Annotated in this window: 8 protein-coding genes; all 8 read left to right on the plus strand. The window is 40.6% G+C overall.

Annotated features, from left to right (window positions below; all coding sequences use genetic code 11):
• The first annotated feature begins 65 nt into the window (after positions 1-65).
• The 8 genes from ABF638_RS05515 to ABF638_RS05550 all read left to right on the plus strand — a co-directional run bounded on the left by ABF638_RS05515 (position 66) and on the right by ABF638_RS05550 (position 20,110).
• Positions 66-4,583, plus strand: coding sequence for an SDR family NAD(P)-dependent oxidoreductase (locus ABF638_RS05515; protein ID WP_435020953.1), 4,518 nt, complete (start codon positions 66-68; stop codon positions 4,581-4,583).
• Complete coding sequence (locus ABF638_RS05520; protein WP_435020955.1) at positions 4,576-9,201, plus strand: beta-ketoacyl synthase N-terminal-like domain-containing protein; 4,626 nt, start codon at positions 4,576-4,578, stop codon at positions 9,199-9,201. The genes ABF638_RS05515 and ABF638_RS05520 overlap by 8 nt, the downstream gene beginning before the upstream one ends.
• A gap of 33 nt (positions 9,202-9,234) precedes the next feature.
• On the plus strand, positions 9,235-13,350 hold the full coding sequence (locus tag ABF638_RS05525; RefSeq protein WP_435020957.1) for an amino acid adenylation domain-containing protein: 4,116 nt from the start codon (positions 9,235-9,237) through the stop codon (positions 13,348-13,350).
• Between the two features lie 9 nt (positions 13,351-13,359).
• Positions 13,360-14,754 carry a cytochrome P450 gene (locus ABF638_RS05530; protein WP_435020959.1) on the plus strand — a complete coding sequence of 465 codons (1,395 nt, stop codon included), beginning with the start codon at positions 13,360-13,362 and terminating at the stop codon, positions 14,752-14,754.
• Positions 14,755-14,794: 40 nt separating this feature from the next.
• Entirely contained in the window at positions 14,795-16,198 is a 1,404-nt protein-coding gene (locus ABF638_RS05535; RefSeq protein WP_435020961.1) for a cytochrome P450, read from the plus strand.
• A 21-nt stretch (positions 16,199-16,219) separates the two neighbouring features.
• Positions 16,220-17,257, plus strand: a complete 1,038-nt coding sequence (locus ABF638_RS05540) for a sucrase ferredoxin (protein ID WP_435020963.1) — start codon at positions 16,220-16,222, stop codon at positions 17,255-17,257.
• An 873-nt stretch (positions 17,258-18,130) separates the two neighbouring features.
• Positions 18,131-19,009: a TauD/TfdA family dioxygenase gene (locus ABF638_RS05545; RefSeq protein WP_435020965.1), complete on the plus strand. Its 879-nt coding sequence runs from the start codon at positions 18,131-18,133 to the stop codon at positions 19,007-19,009.
• Positions 19,010-19,114: 105 nt separating this feature from the next.
• Positions 19,115-20,110, plus strand: coding sequence for a helix-turn-helix transcriptional regulator (locus ABF638_RS05550; protein ID WP_435020967.1), 996 nt, complete (start codon positions 19,115-19,117; stop codon positions 20,108-20,110).
• Positions 20,111-20,208: the final 98 nt, after the last annotated feature.

Genomic DNA, 20,208 nt, shown 5'->3' on the forward strand with positions numbered 1-20,208 from the left:
CTATTGATTAGAAAAATACTTAGTTTAGAGAGCAGACCTAAATAAAACATGATCGGTTTTTAAATATGACAAATGATTTTAATACCTTAAATTTTCAAGATGCAATAGCCATAATTGGTATGGCAGGACGTTTTCCTGGGGGGGGAAACGTCGATAAGTTTTGGCATAATATACGAGATGGTTTAGAGACTATTTCTTTTTTTACTGATGAAGAACTGGTGTCTGCTGGGATAGACTCTACAGTTTTAAATGACCCCAATTATGTCAAAGCAGGCACTGTCATAGAAGACATAGAATCATTTGACGCAGCATTTTTTGGCTTTACTCCCAGAGAAGCAGAAATTACAGACATCCAACACCGTCTTTTTCTAGAATCTGTTTGGGAAGCTTTAGAAAATGCTGGCTATAATTCAGAAAATTATGCTGGTCAAATTGGTCTTTTCGCTGGTGGAAATATCAGTAGCTATCTATTCTCAAACCTCTATCCAAACCAGGATTTGCTCAAATCTACAGACAGTTTGCAAATTTCTATTGGAAATGATAAAGACCATCTACCTACACAAATCTCTTACAAATTAAACTTTAAAGGGCCAAGTATCAATGTTCAAACTAGCTGTTCTACGTCATTAGTTGCCATTCACTTAGCTTGTCAAAGTTTGCTGAATGGCGAAAGTGATATCGCTCTGGCTGGTGGCGTTTCGATACAAGTGCCACAAAAAGTTGGTTACCAATATCAAGAAGGAGGAATTAATTCTCCTGATGGACATTGCCGCTCCTTTGATGTTAATGCTCAAGGAACTGTTTTCGGTAATGGTTTGGGTGTTGTGGTGTTGAAGCGACTAGAGGATGCGATCGCAGATGGTGATTGTATTCATGCACTAATCAAAGGTTCGGCTATCAATAATGACGGCTCTTTAAAAGTTGGTTATACGGCTCCCAGCGTTGATGGTCAAAGAGAGGTAATTTTAGAGGCGCTTGTCTTAGCTGGAGTTGAACCTGAAACTATCACTTATATTGAGGCACACGGAACCGGAACTTCTTTAGGAGATCCGATTGAAATTGCCGCTCTCACCCAGGCATTTCGTGCTAGCACGAACAAAAAATGCTTCTGTGCCATTGGTTCAGTTAAAACTAATATCGGACATTTAAATACAGCAGCTGGTGTGAGTGGCTTAATTAAAACTGTCCAAGCCTTAAAACATAAACAAATACCGCCCAGTTTGCACTTTGAAGCGCCCAATCCTCAAATAGATTTTGCCAACAGTCCTTTTTACGTCAATACTCAATTATCTGAGTGGAAAACCAACGGGATTCCTCGCCGCGCTGGAGTGAGTTCTTTCGGTATTGGTGGGACAAATGCTCATGTCATCCTGGAAGAAGCTCCAGTTCTTGAACCATCTGGAAATTCTCGCCTCTACCAATTGTTGCTGTTTTCCGCCAAAACCAGCACAGCTTTAGAAAGTATTACAGCTAATGTAGTTGCTCACCTCCAACAACATCCCGATATTACCCTACCGGATGTGGCTTACACCCTACAAGTGGGTCGTCGGGCTTTTGAGCATCGCCGCATAGTGGTTTGCCATGATATAGATGATGCGGTGAAAGTGCTGACCTCCCAAAACCCAGATCGGATTTTTACTAACCACCACAAGCCAAGTCACTGTCCAGTTGTATTCATGTTTTCTGGATTGGGGGCACAATACGTAAATATGGCGCGGGAACTCTATGAGGTTGAGCCGACATTTCGCGAACAAGTGGATATTTGCTCAGAAATTCTCAAACCACATTTAGGGCTTGATCTCCGCCATGTACTCTATCCTAGCGAAGACAAAATCGAAAAAGCTTCGCAGCAACTACAACAAACAGCAATTACCCAACCCGCACTGTTTGTCATTGAGTACGCCCTCGCTAAGTTATGGATGGAATGGGGAGTGCATCCAGAGGCGATGATTGGTCACAGCATTGGAGAATATGTCGCAGCTGCGATCGCAGGTGTGTTCTCTTTAGAAGATGCTTTAACGATTGTGGCAACAAGGGGACAACTAATGCAACAGTTGCCCGCAGAGAGGATGCTGGCGATTTCACCTTCATCTGGTGGTTTTGATTCTGCGATCGGAGAACCCATCTTGAAGGCGTTTGTCCAGGCTGTAAAAACAGTGAAACTCAACCCGCCACGAATTCGCTTTATTTCTAATGTCACTGGCAATTGGATTACAAACGAGGAAGCTACAAATCCCAGTTATTGGGGTCAGCATTTGTGGCAATCTGTGATGTTTTCAGATGGGATATCTCAACTGTTACAACAGATTGAAGGAATTTTCTTAGAAGTTGGGCCAGGACGAAGCTTAAGCACATTAACAACACAGCATTTAGAGTTTGATACAAAACAGCTAGTGCTGACTTCATTACGCCATGCCGAAGAAGAACAATCAGATGTTAGCTTCTTATTGCAGACATTAGGTCAGTTGTGGTTGGCTGGAGTAGAGATAGATTGGTCTGGGTTTTATACTCATGAACAGCGTCATCGTCTGCCTTTGCCGACATATCCCTTTGAACGACAAAAATACTGGATTGAACCCCAAAAACAAGAAATTGATCGCCATCCTACTCCAGTGTTACTGGGCAAAAAACCTGATATAGCCGACTGGTTTTACATTCCTTTTTGGAAACCATCTTTACCCCCAACACCGCTCAAATCTAAAGAATTAGCATCTCAAAAATCGTGTGTTTTGGTATTTATTGATGAGTGTGGCTTGGGTACTAAGCTGGTAAAACAACTGGAACAACAAAAACAAGATGTTATTACCGTAAAAATTGGGGCAAATTTCACAAAAGTAGACGATTGTCAGTATACCCTCAATCCCGATCGCAATCATGATTATAATACTTTAATCAAAGAACTTTTAACACAACAAAAGTTACCGAAAAGCATTATTCATTTGTGGAATGTCACGCCTGTGATTGAGAAAGAATTAGAAATTGAAGAGGTTAAGAAAGCTCAAAAAACAGGATTTTACAGTCTGTTATTTCTTGCCCAAGCTTTGGGACAACAAGAAACATCTTTCGCAGTAAAAATTACAGTTATTTCTAACAACCTCCAGCCAGTTATAGGAAGTGAAATACTGTGTCCAGAAAAAGCAACTTTACTTAGCCCTATTAAAGTAATATCCCAAGAATACTCAAATATAAGTTGTCATAGTATTGATGTGATTCTTCCCTCACTAGGAAGTCGCCAAGAAGAAAAACTTGTAGAAAAATTGCTGACAGAATTATCAACTGTCAATTCTGAGAAAGTGATTGCTTATCGGGGTATGAATCGCTGGGTGCAAAGTTTTGAGCCAGTACGCTTTGAGCAAACTCAGATCGGAACACCACGATTAAAGCAAGGTGGAGTCTATCTGATTACAGGTGGACTTGGAGGTATTGGACTGGTGATGGCAGAATACTTAGCTCAAACTGTACAAGCAAAACTGCTGTTGATTGGTCGTTCAACTTTGCCTAAGCGAGACGACTGGGAACAGTGGTTAGCAACTCACAATGAGACTGATAGTATTAGTCGCAAGATTATCAAAGTGCAAGAACTCGAAGAGTTGGGTGCAGAAGTTTTAGTCGTGAGCGCTGATGTAAGTAACACAGAACAAATGCAAGCAGCGATCGCTCAAGCTCAGTCAAGGTTTGGTCAGCTAAATGGTGTTATTCACGCCGCTGGAATTCTCAAAGACAAGTCTTTTGCAGCTATTGAAAATATCACTCAAATAGATTGTGAACAACAATTTCAGCCGAAAGTACACGGACTCTTAGTATTAAACAAGATTTTGCAAGATAAAGAGCTTGATTTTTGTTTATTACTATCTTCATTATCATCTGTTTTAGGAGGATTAGGATATGTTGCTTACTCGGCGGCGAATATCTTCATGGATGCTTTTGTACACCAACATAATCAGAAGCATTCTGTCTCATGGAGCAGCATAAACTGGGATAGTTGGCAACTGGAAAAGGAAAGTAACCAGAGTACATCTGTGGGTACAAGCTTAACCGAATTTGGGTTTAGTCCCAAAGAAGGTATAGAAGCTTTTCAAAGAATTTTAAACTGTAGTGAATTCAATCATCTAGTTGTTTCAACTGGAGAGCTACAAGCTAGGATTGACCAATGGATTAAGCTTGAATCTTTTCAACAGCAAGCATCTGAGCAACAAACAAATTCATTAGCGCTCCATCCCAGACCCGATTTACAAAACCCATACATTCCTCTCACAAATGAGATTGAGCAAACAATTGCTAAAATTTGGCAAGAAATTTTAGGGATAAAAGATATTGGTCTTTATGATAACTTTTTTGAATTAGGAGGAGATTCACTATTAATCATTCAGGTTCATCATCAACTTGTAAAAACACTGAATAAAAACCTTTCAATTGCTGATTTATTTAAATATTCAACCATCAGTGCGCTGACAAAATATCTCAGTGAGAAAAAAGTTAAAACCGCAAAATTTCAACAAGTTAACGAACGTGCCAGCAAAAAAGAATTGGCTATACAAGAAAAAAGACAATTAATGCAACAAAGGAGGAAGGCAGATGGATAATCATGAAATCGACGATTCCATCAAAGGTATAGCCATCATTGGTCTGGTTGGTCGTTTTCCAGGAGCCAAAAGTGTTAGTGAATTTTGGGATAATTTGTGTAATGGCAAGGAGTCCATTACTTTTTTCAGTGATGAAGAATTAGAAGTTTCAGGCATAGATTCGGCATGGTTGCGCGATCCTAACTATGTCAAAGCTGCTGCTCGTTTGTCTGACATTGAGATGTTTGATGCTCCCTTCTTCGATTTATCACCAAGGGAAGCTGAAATCATGGACCCGCAACACCGTATTCTCCTAGAGTGTGCTTGGGAAGCGCTGGAAAATGCTGGTTATGACCCTAGAGCAGACAAAGAGTTGACTGGTTTTTACGTGGGAAGTAACTTGAGTATGTATATGCTAAATATACTGACTTCCAACCCTGATTTAGTTAAATCGATGGGTTCCTCAATTTTATTTAGCAATGGTCAGGACTATGCCGCAACCAGAGTTTCATATAAGTTGAATCTGAAAGGCCCAAGTCTCAACATCAGCACAGCTTGTTCTACCTCATTGGTGGCTGTTCATTCAGCCTGTCAAGGATTACTAAATTACGAGTGCGATTTGGCTTTGGCAGGTGGTATTTCAATACAGTCATTGGAAAATAAAGGTTATTTCTATCAAGAAGGGGGTATAACTTCTCCTGATGGTCACTGTCGCCCCTTTGATGCTAAAGCTCAGGGAACTATTTTCGGCGATGGCGTGGGTATTGTTGTACTCAAGAGATTAGAAGATGCTTTGGCGGATGGCAACACCATTCATGCAGTGATTAAAGGTTCAGCGATTAATAACGACGGTGCGGCTAAGGTGGGTTACACGGCTCCTAGTGTAGATGGTCAAGCGAAGGTGATTGCCGAGGCTCAGGCGATCGCAGGAGTTACCCCCGAAACAATTAGCTACATTGAGACTCACGGAACTGGTACAGCTTTGGGAGATCCGATTGAAATTAGTGCCCTTAAGGAGGCGTTTGAAACTAGTACAAACCAAAAGGGTTTCTGTGCGATCGCATCGGTAAAGGCTAATGTCGGACACTTAAATATCGCTGCTGGTGTGACTGGTTTAATTAAAACGGTGATGGCGCTCAAGCACAAATTAATTCCTCCCAGCCTACACTTTGAACAACCGAATCCGAAAATAAACTTCGCCGACAGCCCCTTTTACGTGAATAATACGTTATCGGAGTGGAAAACTAACGGAATTCCTCGTCGCGCTGGGGTCAGTTCTTTCGGAGTTGGGGGTACTAATGCCCATGTCATCTTGGAAGAACCCCCAACCCTCCAGCCTTCGGGAAAATCCCGCCCTTGGCAATTGCTGGTGTTGTCAGCCAAGACAACCACAGCTTTAGAAACTACAACAGCTAATCTAGTTGAGCATTTAAAGCAGCATTCTGATATTACTCTTGCTGATGTCGTACATACTTTACAAGTAGGTCGTCGGGCTTTTGACCATCGCTTGATGGTGGTTTGCCAAGACCTCGACGACGCGCTCAAAGCACTGACTACGCTAGATCCGCAACGAGTTTTTACCCACTACCAAAAGCCCTGTAACCGTCCAGTCGTGTTTATGTTTTCTGGACAGGGGACACAGTACGTAAATATGGCGCGGGAACTTTATGAGGTTGAGCCGACATTTCGCGAACAAGTGGATATTTGCTCAGAAATTCTCAAACCACATTTAGGGCTTGATCTCCGCCATGTACTCTATCCTAGCGAAGACAAAACCGAAAAAGCTTCGCAGCAACTACAACAAACAGCAATTACTCAACCGGCACTGTTTGTCATTGAGTATGCACTCGCTAAGTTGTGGATGTCATGGGGAGTGCATCCAGAGGCGATGATTGGTCACAGCATTGGAGAATATGTCGCAGCTGCGATCGCAGGTGTGTTTTCTTTAGAAGATGCTTTAGCGATTGTGGCAACAAGGGGACAACTAATGCAACAGTTGCCCACAGGGAGGATGCTGGCGATTCCACTGCCACAAAAAGATGTGCAATCTATTTTAGACGTGAACGCGTTCTATACTAGGTCTTTACAGATAGCAGCTATTAATAGTCCGTCTTCGTGCGTTGTTTCTGGTACTGTTGAAGCGATCGCCACACTCCAAAACCAATTATCCTCTCAAGGGATTGAATGTCGGCTGTTGCACACATCTCATGCCTTTCATTCTGTGATGATGCAACCCATGTTGGAGGCATTTGTGCAAGCGATGAAAAAAGTCAAACTTCAGCCGCCAGAAATTCCCTTCATTTCCAATGTTACTGGCAGTTGGATTACAGATGAGCAAGCCACAAATCCCAATTACTGGAGTCAGCATTTGCGGCAAACTGTGAGATTCTCGGATGGTATATCTCATCTGTTGCAACAGTTTGAAGGTGTTTTTCTGGAGGTGGGGCCGGGACGAACCTTAAGCACATTTGCAAGACAGCATCTCAAATCTGATGCAAAACAACAGGTGTTGACTTCTTTGCGTCATGCTAAGGAAGAACAATCGGATGTGGGCTTTTTCTTACAAGCATTAGGTCGGGTGTGGTTGGCTGGTGTAGAAATAGATTGGTCAGGATTTTATACTCATGAACGGCGTCATCATCTCCCTTTACCTACTTATCCCTTTGAGCGACAAAGATACTGGATTGATACTAAATCACCATCACTTTCTACAAGTAGTAACTCTGTAAATTTAGATAAAAAACAAGATATTTCTAACTGGTTTTATATACCTTCATGGAAACGTTCTTCACTACCTCCATCTCGCCGAGAATTAGAGAATGAACAATGGCTGTTGTTTGTTGATGAATGTGGCGTGGGTTCCCAATTAGTTAACAAACTGGAACAGAATGGTCAAGATGTCATTGTAGTGAAGCTGGGACAACAGTTTAGTAAACTCAGTGAGAGTATTTATACAATTAATCCGCAAAGTCGAGATGACTATGATGCATTACTCAAAGAGCTGATTGCACTTGGTAAAATTCCCCAAAATATTGCTCATTTATGGAGTTTGAACAATTTTGAAAATCGTCAAACAGGTCAGTATCTAGAATTCAACAGTTTGCTGTTTTTAACCCAAAGTTTTGAGCAGCTAAAAATTAGCAATTCCCTGCAAATATTGGTTGTATCAAACCAGATTCAAGAAGTTAATGGTAATGAAACTCTCGACCCAGAAAAGGCAACTATATTAGGCTTATGTAAGGTTATTCCTCAAGAGTATCCTAATATTGTTTGTCGAAATATAGATTTTGTTTTAAATAAACGCCCAAATGTCTTTACTGAAGAGGGAATAACAGGAGATGATCGCAGTTATATCGTAGACCAAATCATGAGCGAGATTGATGCTTTGTCGCCTGATTTGGTTGTTGCATATCGCAATCGTTACCGCTGGGTTCAAACATTTGAACCAGTACATTTAGAGTCAGCAGTTGTAGAAAAAACTCTGCTGAGAAAAGAAGGTGTTTATCTCTTTCCAGGTGGATTAGAAAGTTTTGGAGTTGTACTTGCAGAATATTTGGCAAAAACCTTACAATCAAAACTCATATTTATTGAAGATTCCAGTTTCCCAGAAAAAGATGAATATTCGCAATGGCTTAAAATTCATCCTCAAGAAGATGAAATGAGTCGCAAAATCCAAAAACTCTTAGCATTAAAGGAATTAGGTACAGAAGTTTTGGTAGTGCGTGCAGAGACAACTAACTATGAACAAATGTATCAAAGCCTTGCACCTGAGAATATTGGTCAAATTCATGGGGTTATCTATTCAAATGGAAAAATACGTGAAAATATATTTTGCTCGATTCCAGAAATTTCTCAGACAGAGCTAGAAAAAATACTTGAGTTTCAACGTCAGCATATTAACATATTAGAACAAGTTTTCGAGAGTAGAAAGTTAGATTTTTGGATCAATTTTTCTTCTTTATCTGCCATATTAGGAGGATTTGGGTTAGCTTTATACTCAGGAGTTAATCAGTTAACAGATACCTTTACTCAAAAACATAACCAAAATAAATCTTTACCTTGGATCACCATAAATTGGGATAAATTGCAACTAAATACCAGCCAAGAGCAAAAAACATTTAGACAGATATCTGAGACAGAATTATCAATTACTGAAACAGAAAGTGTAGAAGTATTTAAACGAATATTCTCTTTAGGAGAAGTAACTCAGTTTGTTGTGTCCACAGTGGATCTTAAAGCGAGATACGAACGCACGTTTAAACTTAACCCTCTACTAAATTCAAAGTCTTCCAATCAAGTAGATTCATCCTCAGATTACTTCAGACATAACCTGAGTAATTCCTATGTTGCTCCAACTAACAAGTTAGAAAAACAAATAGCCGAAGTTTGGCAAGAAGTTCTGGGGATTACACAAGTAGGTATTTACGATAACTTCTATGAGTTAGGGGGAGACTCTCTGATTGCAACTCAACTAGTTTCTCGATTGCGAGCCAAGTTTCCAGTGGAGTTACCACTGCGTGATCTTTTGGTGCAAGCAATGATGCCAGCCAAGCAAGCAGAAATGGTTGAGCAACTTCTTTTGGAGAAAATTGAAGAATTATCTGAAGAAGAAGTAGAAGTTCTTTTGGTTAATGAGTAATGCTCAATTAATAATTACAAATAACTCTTGAAAATGGATAAACAATACTCAAATTTATCACCTGCGAAAAAAGCCCTTCTAGAAAAATGGAAGGGAGGAAAGTTTCAAGCTGATACAATTCCCCAGCGTCAGTTTTCTAACAATATTCCCCTATCTTTCTCTCAACAAAGGCTGTGGTTTATTGACCAACTTTACCACGGGAGTTCTTTCTATAATATTTCCAGTGCCTTCCATTTAAAAGGATTGCTTAATATTACGGCACTGAAGCAGAGTCTTAATGAAATCCTCAAGCGTCATGAAGTTTGGCGCACAACTTTTGCGCTTGTTAATGGACAACCAGTGCAGGAGATAGCACCAGAATTAACTTGGGAATTACCCATTATTAACTTTGAGCATTTATCTGGCAAAAATTGGGAGCCTAATGTTAAAAAACTTGCAATTGAGTCAGCAAAGAAACCATTTAATTTAGCTAAAGGGCCTCTAGTTAGAGCAACTTTACTGCGCTTGGGTGAGGAAGAACACATTTTCCTTTTGACTATGCATCACATTATTACGGATGGATGGTCTATTGGTGTGTTTTTAGGGGAATTGGCAACGCTATATGCAGCGTTTGCTACAAATCAGCATTCTCCCTTACCCAAACTCCCCATTCAGTATGCAGATTTTGCGATTTGGCAGCGCGATCGCTTACAAGGTAAAGTACTAGAAACCCAATTCAATTACTGGAAGCAACAACTGGGTGGCGAACTACCATTACTCCAGTTACCTACAGATAATCCGCGTCCTGCTGTTGCCACTTTTACTGGTGCAAAGCAATACTTTACGTTCTCTAAAACCTTAACAGATGCACTTAACCAATTAAGCCAGCGTGAAGATGTCACTTTATTTATGACTTTGTTGGCAGCATTTAATACATTACTATATTGTTATACAGATCAAGAAGATATCCTAGTTGGTTCGCCAATTGCGAACCGTAACCGAGCCGAATTAGAAGGAATGCTGGGTTTATTTGTCAATACTTTGGTGTTGCGTAATAATCTCAGTGGTAATCCTCGCTTTTGCGAACTTCTACATCGAGTTCGTGAGGTGACTCTCGACGCTTATGCACATCAAGATTTGCCTTTTGAGAAGCTCGTAGAACAATTGCAACCAGAGCGAGACTTAAGCCGGAATCCACTTTATGAAGTTATGTTTGTCCTGCAAAATACACCAACATCTATGCAGGAAGTTTCTGGTTTAACCTTGCGTCCTTTGCAGTTGGATAACGGTACAGCTCAGTTGGATATTTTCCTATCCATGTCGGAATCTCAACACGGTTTAACAGGGTTTTTGGAGTACAACACGGACATTTTTGAGGATGCAACAATTACCCGATTCATCAGTAATTTTCAAACTTTATTAGAAAGTATTGTTGTAAATCAAGAGCAGCACATCTCACAATTATCACTACTAACTGCTAAAGAGCGAGAGCAACTATTTGAATGGAATAAGACTGAGGCAAATTATCCACAAAATGCCTCTCTACATCAATTATTTGAGCAGCAAGTCGAGCGATCTCCTGATAAATTAGCATTAATTAATCAAACCCAAGAACTGACTTATTCCCAACTTAACCAGAGAGTTAATCAGCTTACCCATTATTTACAAAAACAGGGTGTGGGAGAAGAAACTCTTGTTGGTATTTGCCTCGAACGTTCAGTAGAAATGGTTGTGGGGATTCTGGCTATTCTCAAAGCTGGTGGTGCTTACATTCCTCTCGATCCTAATTATCCAGTAGAACGCCTTGGATTCATGCTGTCTGATTCTCAGGTATCGGTGTTAATCACTCAACAAGAGATATTAGAAAAACTGCCTGTATCTTCAGCTAAAATTGTTTGCCTAGACATCCACAAAGACGAAATTATTCAAGAAAGTCAGGAAAATCCTGTCAACACCTCAAAAGCTGATCATCTCGCCTATATTATCTACACTTCTGGTTCTACAGGCACTCCTAAAGGTGTTCTTGGTACTCATCGCGGTACAGTCAATGGTTTGCACTGGCTGTGGAAAACTTATCCCTTTACAAAAGAGGAAGTTTGTTGTCAAAAAACAGCTATTAGTTTTGTAGATTCAGTATGGGAGATTTTTGCACCATTACTTCAGGGAATTCCCACTGCAATTATTCCTGATGCAATTGTGCTAGATCCACAATTATTTATAGAAACTCTGGCAAATTACAAAGTGACGCGGATAGTACTTGTTCCTTCACTACTGCGCTTATTTTTTAATAGCTATAGTCATCTGATCAAAAACTTATCACATCTAAAACTTTGGATAACTAGTGGCGAAGCACTATCTATTGATTTAGCTCAAACTTTCCGAAAACTAATGCCATCGGCAAAACTAATCAACCTTTATGGATCATCGGAAGTTTCTGCGAATGTCACTTACTACGACACTAGTTTGCTGACAGATAAATCAACTAGTGTTCCCATTGGTCGCCCTGTTGATAATACTCAAATATATGTATTGAATGGTCATTTACAACCAACTCCTATAGGAGTGATTGGCGAACTTTATGTTGGTGGTGATGGATTAGCAAGGGGATATTTAAATCGTCTGGAATTAACTCAGGAACGCTTTATTAATAATCCCTTTGTTCCAGAAACTAAACTTTACAAAACTGGTGATTTAGCGCGTTATCTTAACGATGGCAATCTTGAGTATTTGGGTCGCCGTGATGACCAGGTAAAAATTCGTGGCTTTCGGGTAGAACTGGGGGAAATTGTTGCAGCGATCGCACAACATCCAGATGTGCGAGAATCTGTTGTTATTAACCAAGATCAGGCTCAAGACTCAAGTCGTCTGATTGCATATATAGTGACAGATAAGCAAGACATAGCGACAGAAATGTTGCTCAAATTGCAACAAAATCTGCCAAATTATATGATTCCATCTGCTTTCGTAGTATTGGATGCAATACCCCTAACACCTAATGGGAAAGTAGATAAACAAGCTCTGAGTGCGTCTACCCTTGCAACCGACCAGGTTATTCGACAAAACGCTACTCAATCCTTTGTTGCTCCCCGGAATTTTACAGAATTAGGCTTGGTGAAGATTTGGGAAAATCTTCTAAATACTAAGCCAATTGGGGTAACAGATAACTTTTTTGATGTGGGTGGTCACTCATTTTTAGCAGTTCGCTTAATGGCTCAAATTTACGATCGATTTGGGCACAATCTTCCCCTGTCTAATCTTTTTGAAAACCCAACTATTGAAAAACTAGCAACTATTGTCAGTCAGCCATTCCGTGATAGCTCCAGTTCTCCTCTAGTAGCAATTCAGTCTTCTGGTTCTAGGATGCCTTTCTTCTGTATACATGGTGCTGGTGGAGGTATTCGTAACTATTTCAACTTGTCTAGAAGAATGGGTGAAGACTATCCATTTTATGCTTTAGAACATATCCCTGACCAAGAAGAACCTGAAATAATTTCAGTGGAGAAAACAGCAGCTCGCTATATCCAGGAAATTCGTCAGCGACAACCAAATGGCCCTTATCTTTTAGGTGGTTTTTGTTACGGTGGTGTCATTGCTTTTGAAATGGCACAACAATTGCAAAGGCAAGGTCAAATCGTAGGTTTATTAGTTGTCATCGACGCCATATTACCTGAAACTACCATTAAACCAGGAGAAGATGATGATGCCAAATTCTTACTCCGCATGGCAGAATCGATTAAAACTAACAATAGTATAGACTTTTCAGTTCCTTTTGAAGAACTGCAAAATTTATCACTAGATGAGCAATTTCACTTGATAAATAAAAAAACAAACTTTATTTTTAGTGACACAGAGATTAAGGATTTTCTCCGTTATTACAAACTTTTCAAAGTTCATGTCCAAGCGATGCGAGATTATGTCCCACAAGTTTATCCTGATCAAATGAATCTCTTTCGAGCGAATGAGGCAATTATTCATGACTTTCAAAGTCCAGAATTTCATACTGATGACCCTTTACTAGGTTGGGGCAAATATTCCAGCCAATCTATACAGGTCATTGAACTTCCAGGGGATCATTTCTCAATGTTCGTTGAACCTCATATTCAGGAATTAGCAAATCAGTTAAGAATTTGTATTGATGGTGCTCACTCTGATATTAAAGAACGCGAGTAAAAAAGACCGATGAAACTACCCCCAGGGCCGCAAACCCCCACTTGGCTGCTAAATCAGCAATTTCAAGCTGACCCTTTTGGCTATATGGATGCTATTAGCCAACGCTATGGTGACTTAGTTACCTTAATGTCTGATTCTAACCCAATAGTGTATGTCAGCAATCCCTCGGCGATCAAGCAGATTTTTACCAACACCAAAGAAATTACAGCTAGGGGTGAATTAAACCAAAATTTTGCTTTTATGACAGGAAAGCAAGGAGTACTTCAACTCGATGGTTTACGTCACAAACATCGGCGCAAACTTTTAATGCCTGCTTTTCATGGTGCGCGGATGCAAGCTTGTGGACAACGTATCTGTGAACTCACAGAAAAAATCATGAGTCAACAGGCGATGCCTGCGGCGGGCTATGCCTACGCAAAACCTTTCATTGCCTACCCTACTATCGAAGATATCACTCTGCGGGTGGGTATAGAAGTTGTCTTGGGTTTAAATGAAGGCGATCGCTATGAGAAAATTAAGCATCTATTTGCTTGTGCCAACAAACAAGCCCAATCTCTTCTATTTAAACTCACGACAAAACTCCCCTTTGGGCAACGGGATTTAGGTCGCTGGAGTCCGTGGGGATACCGTCTTCACCTCCGACGAGAACTTTTTCAAATGCTGTACGCCCAAGTCCAAGAACGCCGTCAGCAGGCAGATCGCTCTCGCACTGATATCCTCTCTGACCTGTTATTTGCTCATGATGAAACAGGCGAACTACTAAGCGACGAAGAGGTGCGTGATCTCCTATTGTCACCCATATTCGCATCTGGTGATGCTTCAGCAACTGCGATCGCTTGGTCATTATACTGGGTTCATAGTTTACCTATTGTTCACGAACGATTGCTTCAAGAACTCGATAGCCTGGGTAATTCTCCAGATCCAATGAGTATTGCGGCATTGCCTTATCTCAGTGCTGTGTGTAATGAAGCTTTGCGAATTTACCCGACTCAGTTATTCACATTTCCCAGGTTGGTAGAATCACCAGTTGAAGTGATGGGTTATGAATTGAGTCCAGGAACAATACTCATTGGTAATATTTATTCAACCCATCAACGTGAAGATTTATATCCACAACCAAAGCAATTTCAGCCAGAGCGATTTCTAGAAAAACAATTTTCGAGCTACGAATTTCTCCCATTCGGTGGCGGCGCTCGTAATTGTATTGGTGGAGCTTTTGCTTTGTTTGAAATGAAGCTTATACTAGCAACGATTCTTTCACATTATCAATTAGCACTAGTTAATAAACGACCAGAGAAACCAAAATTTGAAGGTCTAATTTGTTATCCATCTAGTGGCGTGAAAATGCTTATACATAGTCGGCGTCAAACACAGTCGCAGCCGTTGGTTGTTAGTTCAATTTAACAGCTATCGATTATTAAACAATTACCAATAAAAAATCCTAATGAAACTACCTGAAGGGCCAAAAACTTCTACCCGGTTGCTGAGTCGTCAATTTAAGACCGATCCCCTCAGCTTATTGGATGCTATGGGCGATCGCTATGGTGACATTTTCACTGTTATGGCTGATTCTACACCGATAGTATACGTCAGTAACCCACAAGGAATAAAGCAGATTTTTACGAGTACCAAAGAAATTACAGCTTCTGGTAAATTGAACCAAGGTAGCGCTTTATTACTGGGAAACAACGGATTACTCATGCTTGATGGCTTGCGCCACAAACATCGACGGCAGTTGTTGATGCCTCCCCTGCATGGAACTAGGGTAAAATCATACGGGCAGCGTATCTGTCAAGTTACAGAGAAAGTTATGAACGATCTGGCGATGCCTGGGTTGGGCTACGCCTACGGTAAATCTTTTTATGCCTACCCGACCGTGCAAAAGATTACCTTAGAGGTGATATTGCAAGCTTTATTTGGTTTACATGAGGGAGAGCGTTATGAACAATTTAGGCAACTCCTTTCTAATTTATTAAGTTTCGCCCGGTCTCGTTGGTTGAGGTTATCTTTGTCCTATCCCTTTTTCAGACGAGATTTAGGTCGGTGGAGTCCGTGGGGATATTGGCTTGATTTGCAGCGACAATTTGATAAACTACTCTACACCGAAATTGCAGAACGGCGAGCAAAAGCAGACCCCACACGCAGCGATGTACTTTCTGAACTATTATTTGCTCACGATGAAACTGGTCAACCAATGTCCAATGAGGATATCCGGGGCATCTTCCCATCATTGCTATTGGGTGGTCAAGATGCTTCCGCTACTGCCATAACTTGGGCATTATACTGGATTCACCGTTTGCCTGCGGTTCGGGAACGATTGCTAGAAGAACTCAGTACCCTTGGGGAATCTCCAGATCCAATGAGGATTGTTGCACTACCCTACCTCAGTGCTGTTTGTAATGAATCGCTACGCATTTATCCGACTCAGGTAGTCACATTTCCCCGACTAGTAGAATCACCAATTCAGGTAATGGACTACGAATTGAGTCCAGGGACAATAGTGATAGGCTGTATTTATCTAACACATCAGCGTGAGGATTTATACTCACAGCCAAAGAAATTCCAGCCAGAACGCTTTTTGGAGCGACAATACTCTCCCTACGAATTTTTACCATTTGGTGGTGGTGCTCGTCGCTGTCCGGGCGAGGTATTAGCACTTTTTGAAATGAAGCTAGTCTTAGCAACCATGCTCCGGCGCTATCAACTGGCACTAGCGGATGAAAAAAAAGTAGAAAAACCCAAGGCTAGAGGTGTTAACTATCCGCCTGCTAGCGGCTTGAAAATGTTGATGCTCGAAGTAAATCCACCTCCAGAGCGATCGCAAGAGCTTGTTACTAATTTTACTTAAATATGCAGCTAACTCATCAATATGCAAACCCAAAAAACCGATCAACTTCCCCTAACAGATTGTCGTTTTTGCTCACTGGTTTCTAAAGCTAACGGAGAAGATCCAATTGGTACAGCAGGGACTTGCGACCATTGGCTAATTATGGAACTTCCACAACCTTGGCCGCAAAACATCTTTCAGGAAAATCCGAGAATAAAGCCACTGTTGGGTCTATTCCACGAGTTAGCAGTCAAGCATGGAGTCGAACTGCGACCAATGTTAATTGCTCCTGACCGCGAGTACTCCCATCCTGGCTTCACCCGCTTAATATACTACTATCGTTCAACCGAGATGTTTTCTCAGTTTGAAAAGCAAGAGTTTGTTGTCCCAGAAGAGAAAGCAACTGCTTTGGTAACGGCAATACTCCAGCAGTTGATGCAACAGCCTAACGATTTATCAAAGTTTCAGCAGTATCAACAACAAACTAATCACATCCGCGAACTCATGGTTTGCACCCATGCTCAAGTTGACCTTGCCTGCGGCAGATTTGGCACTCCTATATATCGTCGGTTACGCAAAGAATATGCTCCTGCTTCCAATGGAGAGTTAAGAGTGTGGCAAACAACCCACTTTGGCGGTCATCAATTTGCTCCAACTCTAGCCGATTTTCCCCAAGGATGTTTATGGGGGCATTTAGAACCAGAAATGCTCGATTTACTAGTATTGCGAGATGGTTCAGTCTCTGGGTTGCGTAAGTTTTACCGAGGATGTGTTGGTTTAAGCAAATTTGAGCAAATAGTTGAATGCGAAATTTGGATGCAGTTGGGTTGGACTTGGCTTAACTATTTGAAAGCTGGTGAAGTACTGGCAAAAGAGGAAATTAATGAAGAACAGGATGTTAACTGGGCTGATGTACGCATTAATTTCGCGGCTTCAGATGGCAGTGTATCAGGTGCTTATGAAGCGAGAGTTGAAGTCAATGGTGAGGTCATGAGTACATTGAATTCAGAGAAAGAAATGGAGTTAAAAGCAGTAAAGCAGTATCGCGTTAGTCGTTTAGTCAAAGTTTGTCCGGGATAGCCGCCTGCCTGCAAAATCATTAGTACCCATGACCAATGACTAATTATTCTTTGATGATAAATAAACAAGAGGGGAAAAGGTTAAAGGGAAAAGGGATGAACAGGTCGCGCCACTTGCGGGCGAGGTTTTTACCTTCCTTATAAAATTTGGATTATTTCGCGCCACTTGCGGGCGAGGTTTTTACCTTTTCTCCTTCCCTTTCCCCTTCTTCATAAAACCATCAGGTTAAGCAGTAAGATATTAAAATATTTATATAAAAAAGTATTTAACATCTATCAAAAGTAATAGATTATTCCAGGATAGCCATAGCCAATAACGATTAGATATATTCATAAGTATTATCTATAATTACTGGATTGCTAAATACAATAATTCCTATTAAAGTAAGAAAAAATAATTGAAAATGACTTTCAATATCTTAATTAAGAGGACTTAGGTTACTGATTAAGTGGTTGTGTTGCAAAAATTTGCGAAGGAAAAAATCTATATAAATCAGAACCAGTTACGAGCTATTCCAAAAAATTGAGCAACAAATTTCACTTTAACGCTAATGTCTGTTTTTTCAACTCCCTTAACTTGTCTTTTGCGTGTCTTTTACGAATGATATTCATCGTTTTTATATCCCCTCAGAGTTTGCCTCGCAGTGTTGAATGTTGAATTAGACAAATGACATTCCACCTTTAAGAAATCGATTGATAAATTGATACTCTGTATTTCAAATACTCTCAGAGCATTGCCTATTTTTACAACACAATCAAAGATCATAAGCTACGTTTTCTTCTGAGTTTATTTCAAACAATCACAATCGAATTGCTCCGATTTGCAACTATTTCCATTTAATCCAATGAAATTAAAAATTTTGGGACTACAGCTATGATCAATAAAATCGAATCAATAGGAACCACCAGCACTGGCAAGATAATTTATAGTAGTGACGATTGCCAAGATATTCTTAGTCTTCCAGTGACGAAAATTATAGATGTATTCAAACCATCTGGGGTTATTATTTTTCGTGGATTTGGAGTCACACATGAGCAAATGAAAGCGTTTGCAGCACTATTCAGTTCTAAGTTCGTTCAAGATTATACAAGGCCCCAAGTTGATTCGGATAAATTTATCCATTTTGTAGATGCAGGAATGGAGAATTGTGTTCCTCATAGCGAACATGCATATTCTCCTTTTCGTCCTGATGCTGTTTGGTTCTGCTGTGCTTTTCCAGCAGCACAGGGTGGTGAAACTACATTCTGTGATGGGATTCGAGTGTGGGAAGAACTGAGTGAAGAAACGAGACAGTTATTTATTTCCAAAAAATTAAAGTTTTATTATGAAGATATTCCTGCTGTTGTATTAAAGAGATTTACTAGCACAGATGCAGCTAGCACAGATGATGTTAAGCGAATGCTCGACGGTCTTGAGGGTGTGAAATACGAGATTAAAGAAGATGAGTCCGCCTCGATGGAATATGTTAGTTCATCTGTAGTAAAAACCAAATATGGTAATCAGGATGCGTTTGCTAACAGCGTCTTGGCATTGCACGCAATCACGGAAAAAGTGGCTTTTGAAGATGGTTCAATTGTTCCCGATGAAGTTATTGAAGAAATCGAGAAAACTACAGACAGATTAATGGGGCATATATCCTGGCAAGCTGGTGATTTGGCAATGATTGATAATTCAAGATTCATGCATGGTCGCAGAGAATTTAATGATCAGCGACGGCAGATTTTTAGTACTCTCAGTAACCTGAAGTTTTGATGCAGCAAATAACAGGCTTATGAGGTGGTTTGGAGTTTTGCACTGCTAACTAGTCTAAACTCATAGGGAGAATAAATATTATTAATTCTCCAATATCTACCAGTTATGACCATCACCTTGACGCAGAAAGAAAATCGGGAACTGTGGGCGGAAGCTAATCACAACAGTTTAGAACAAGCACAAGCAGAGCCATTTGAAATCCTCTGTGAACTACCCAAGCGACTCGGTAAAGGCTATGTGCGGCATATTGAGGTGCATCCTGATCTCTGGCTTTCGATTTTGGACTATGAATATCACAATGATGTCTTGTATAAAATTCCTGAATGGGATCACCCACTGCAATTTTGCGTCCTACTTTCAGGCAGGATCGTAGACGAATACGGAGGACAGTTAGGGGAAGGATATACGTGCATTTCTGGTAGCGGTGTTCAACGCCAAATCACTCTGGAGTTCCCCAAAACTCGATATCTAGGCGTTGACATCCATTTATCTGCTGACTTGCTGGCAACCTTTTTCCCCGATGAAGCAGGAGAAATTCCCCACCAGTTACATTTTTTGAAAAAGGGTAATGATTACCAGACTTTGCTTTACCCGGAAACGACAACTGCTATTCAGGGTATCGCACAACAAATTATCAACTGTCCTTACCAGAGAATCACGAAGCAGATGTATTTACAAACGAAAGTGTTGGAACTGATGACATTGCAGTTAGCTCCCATATTATCTGCTCAGGATGGATTACAACCATCGCCGCGACTGAAGGCAGAAACCATCGCTCGGATTCATTTAGCTAGGGAAATTTTATTGGCACGTTTGGAGAATCCGCCATCATTGCTGGAGTTGGCGCAAATTGTTGGGGTGAGCGATCGCACTCTGCAACGTGGTTTTCAGGAACTCTTTGGTACAACAGCATTTAGCTACCTGACAAAGAAACGAATGGAATGGGCAGAACAGTTATTGCGTCAAGGAAACATGACTATTGCTGAGGTTGGTAACAAAATCGGCTACTCTCATCTGGGACACTTTGCATCGGCTTTCAAGCGCAGGTTTGGAATTACGCCGAGTCAAAGTTTAATTGGTAAAAAGTCGTTTTCGGGATAGTGATGCGGTTTTTGGGTAGACTTAGTTGCTAATAATTCTCTATACTCAGCTTCATTGAATTAGAAACTATTTGCAATAATCCAGTTTCAGTTGGAAAT

It is taken from the genome of Nostoc sp. CALU 1950, from assembly GCF_051172895.1.
Lineage (GTDB): Bacteria > Cyanobacteriota > Cyanobacteriia > Cyanobacteriales > Nostocaceae > Nostoc > Nostoc edaphicum_A.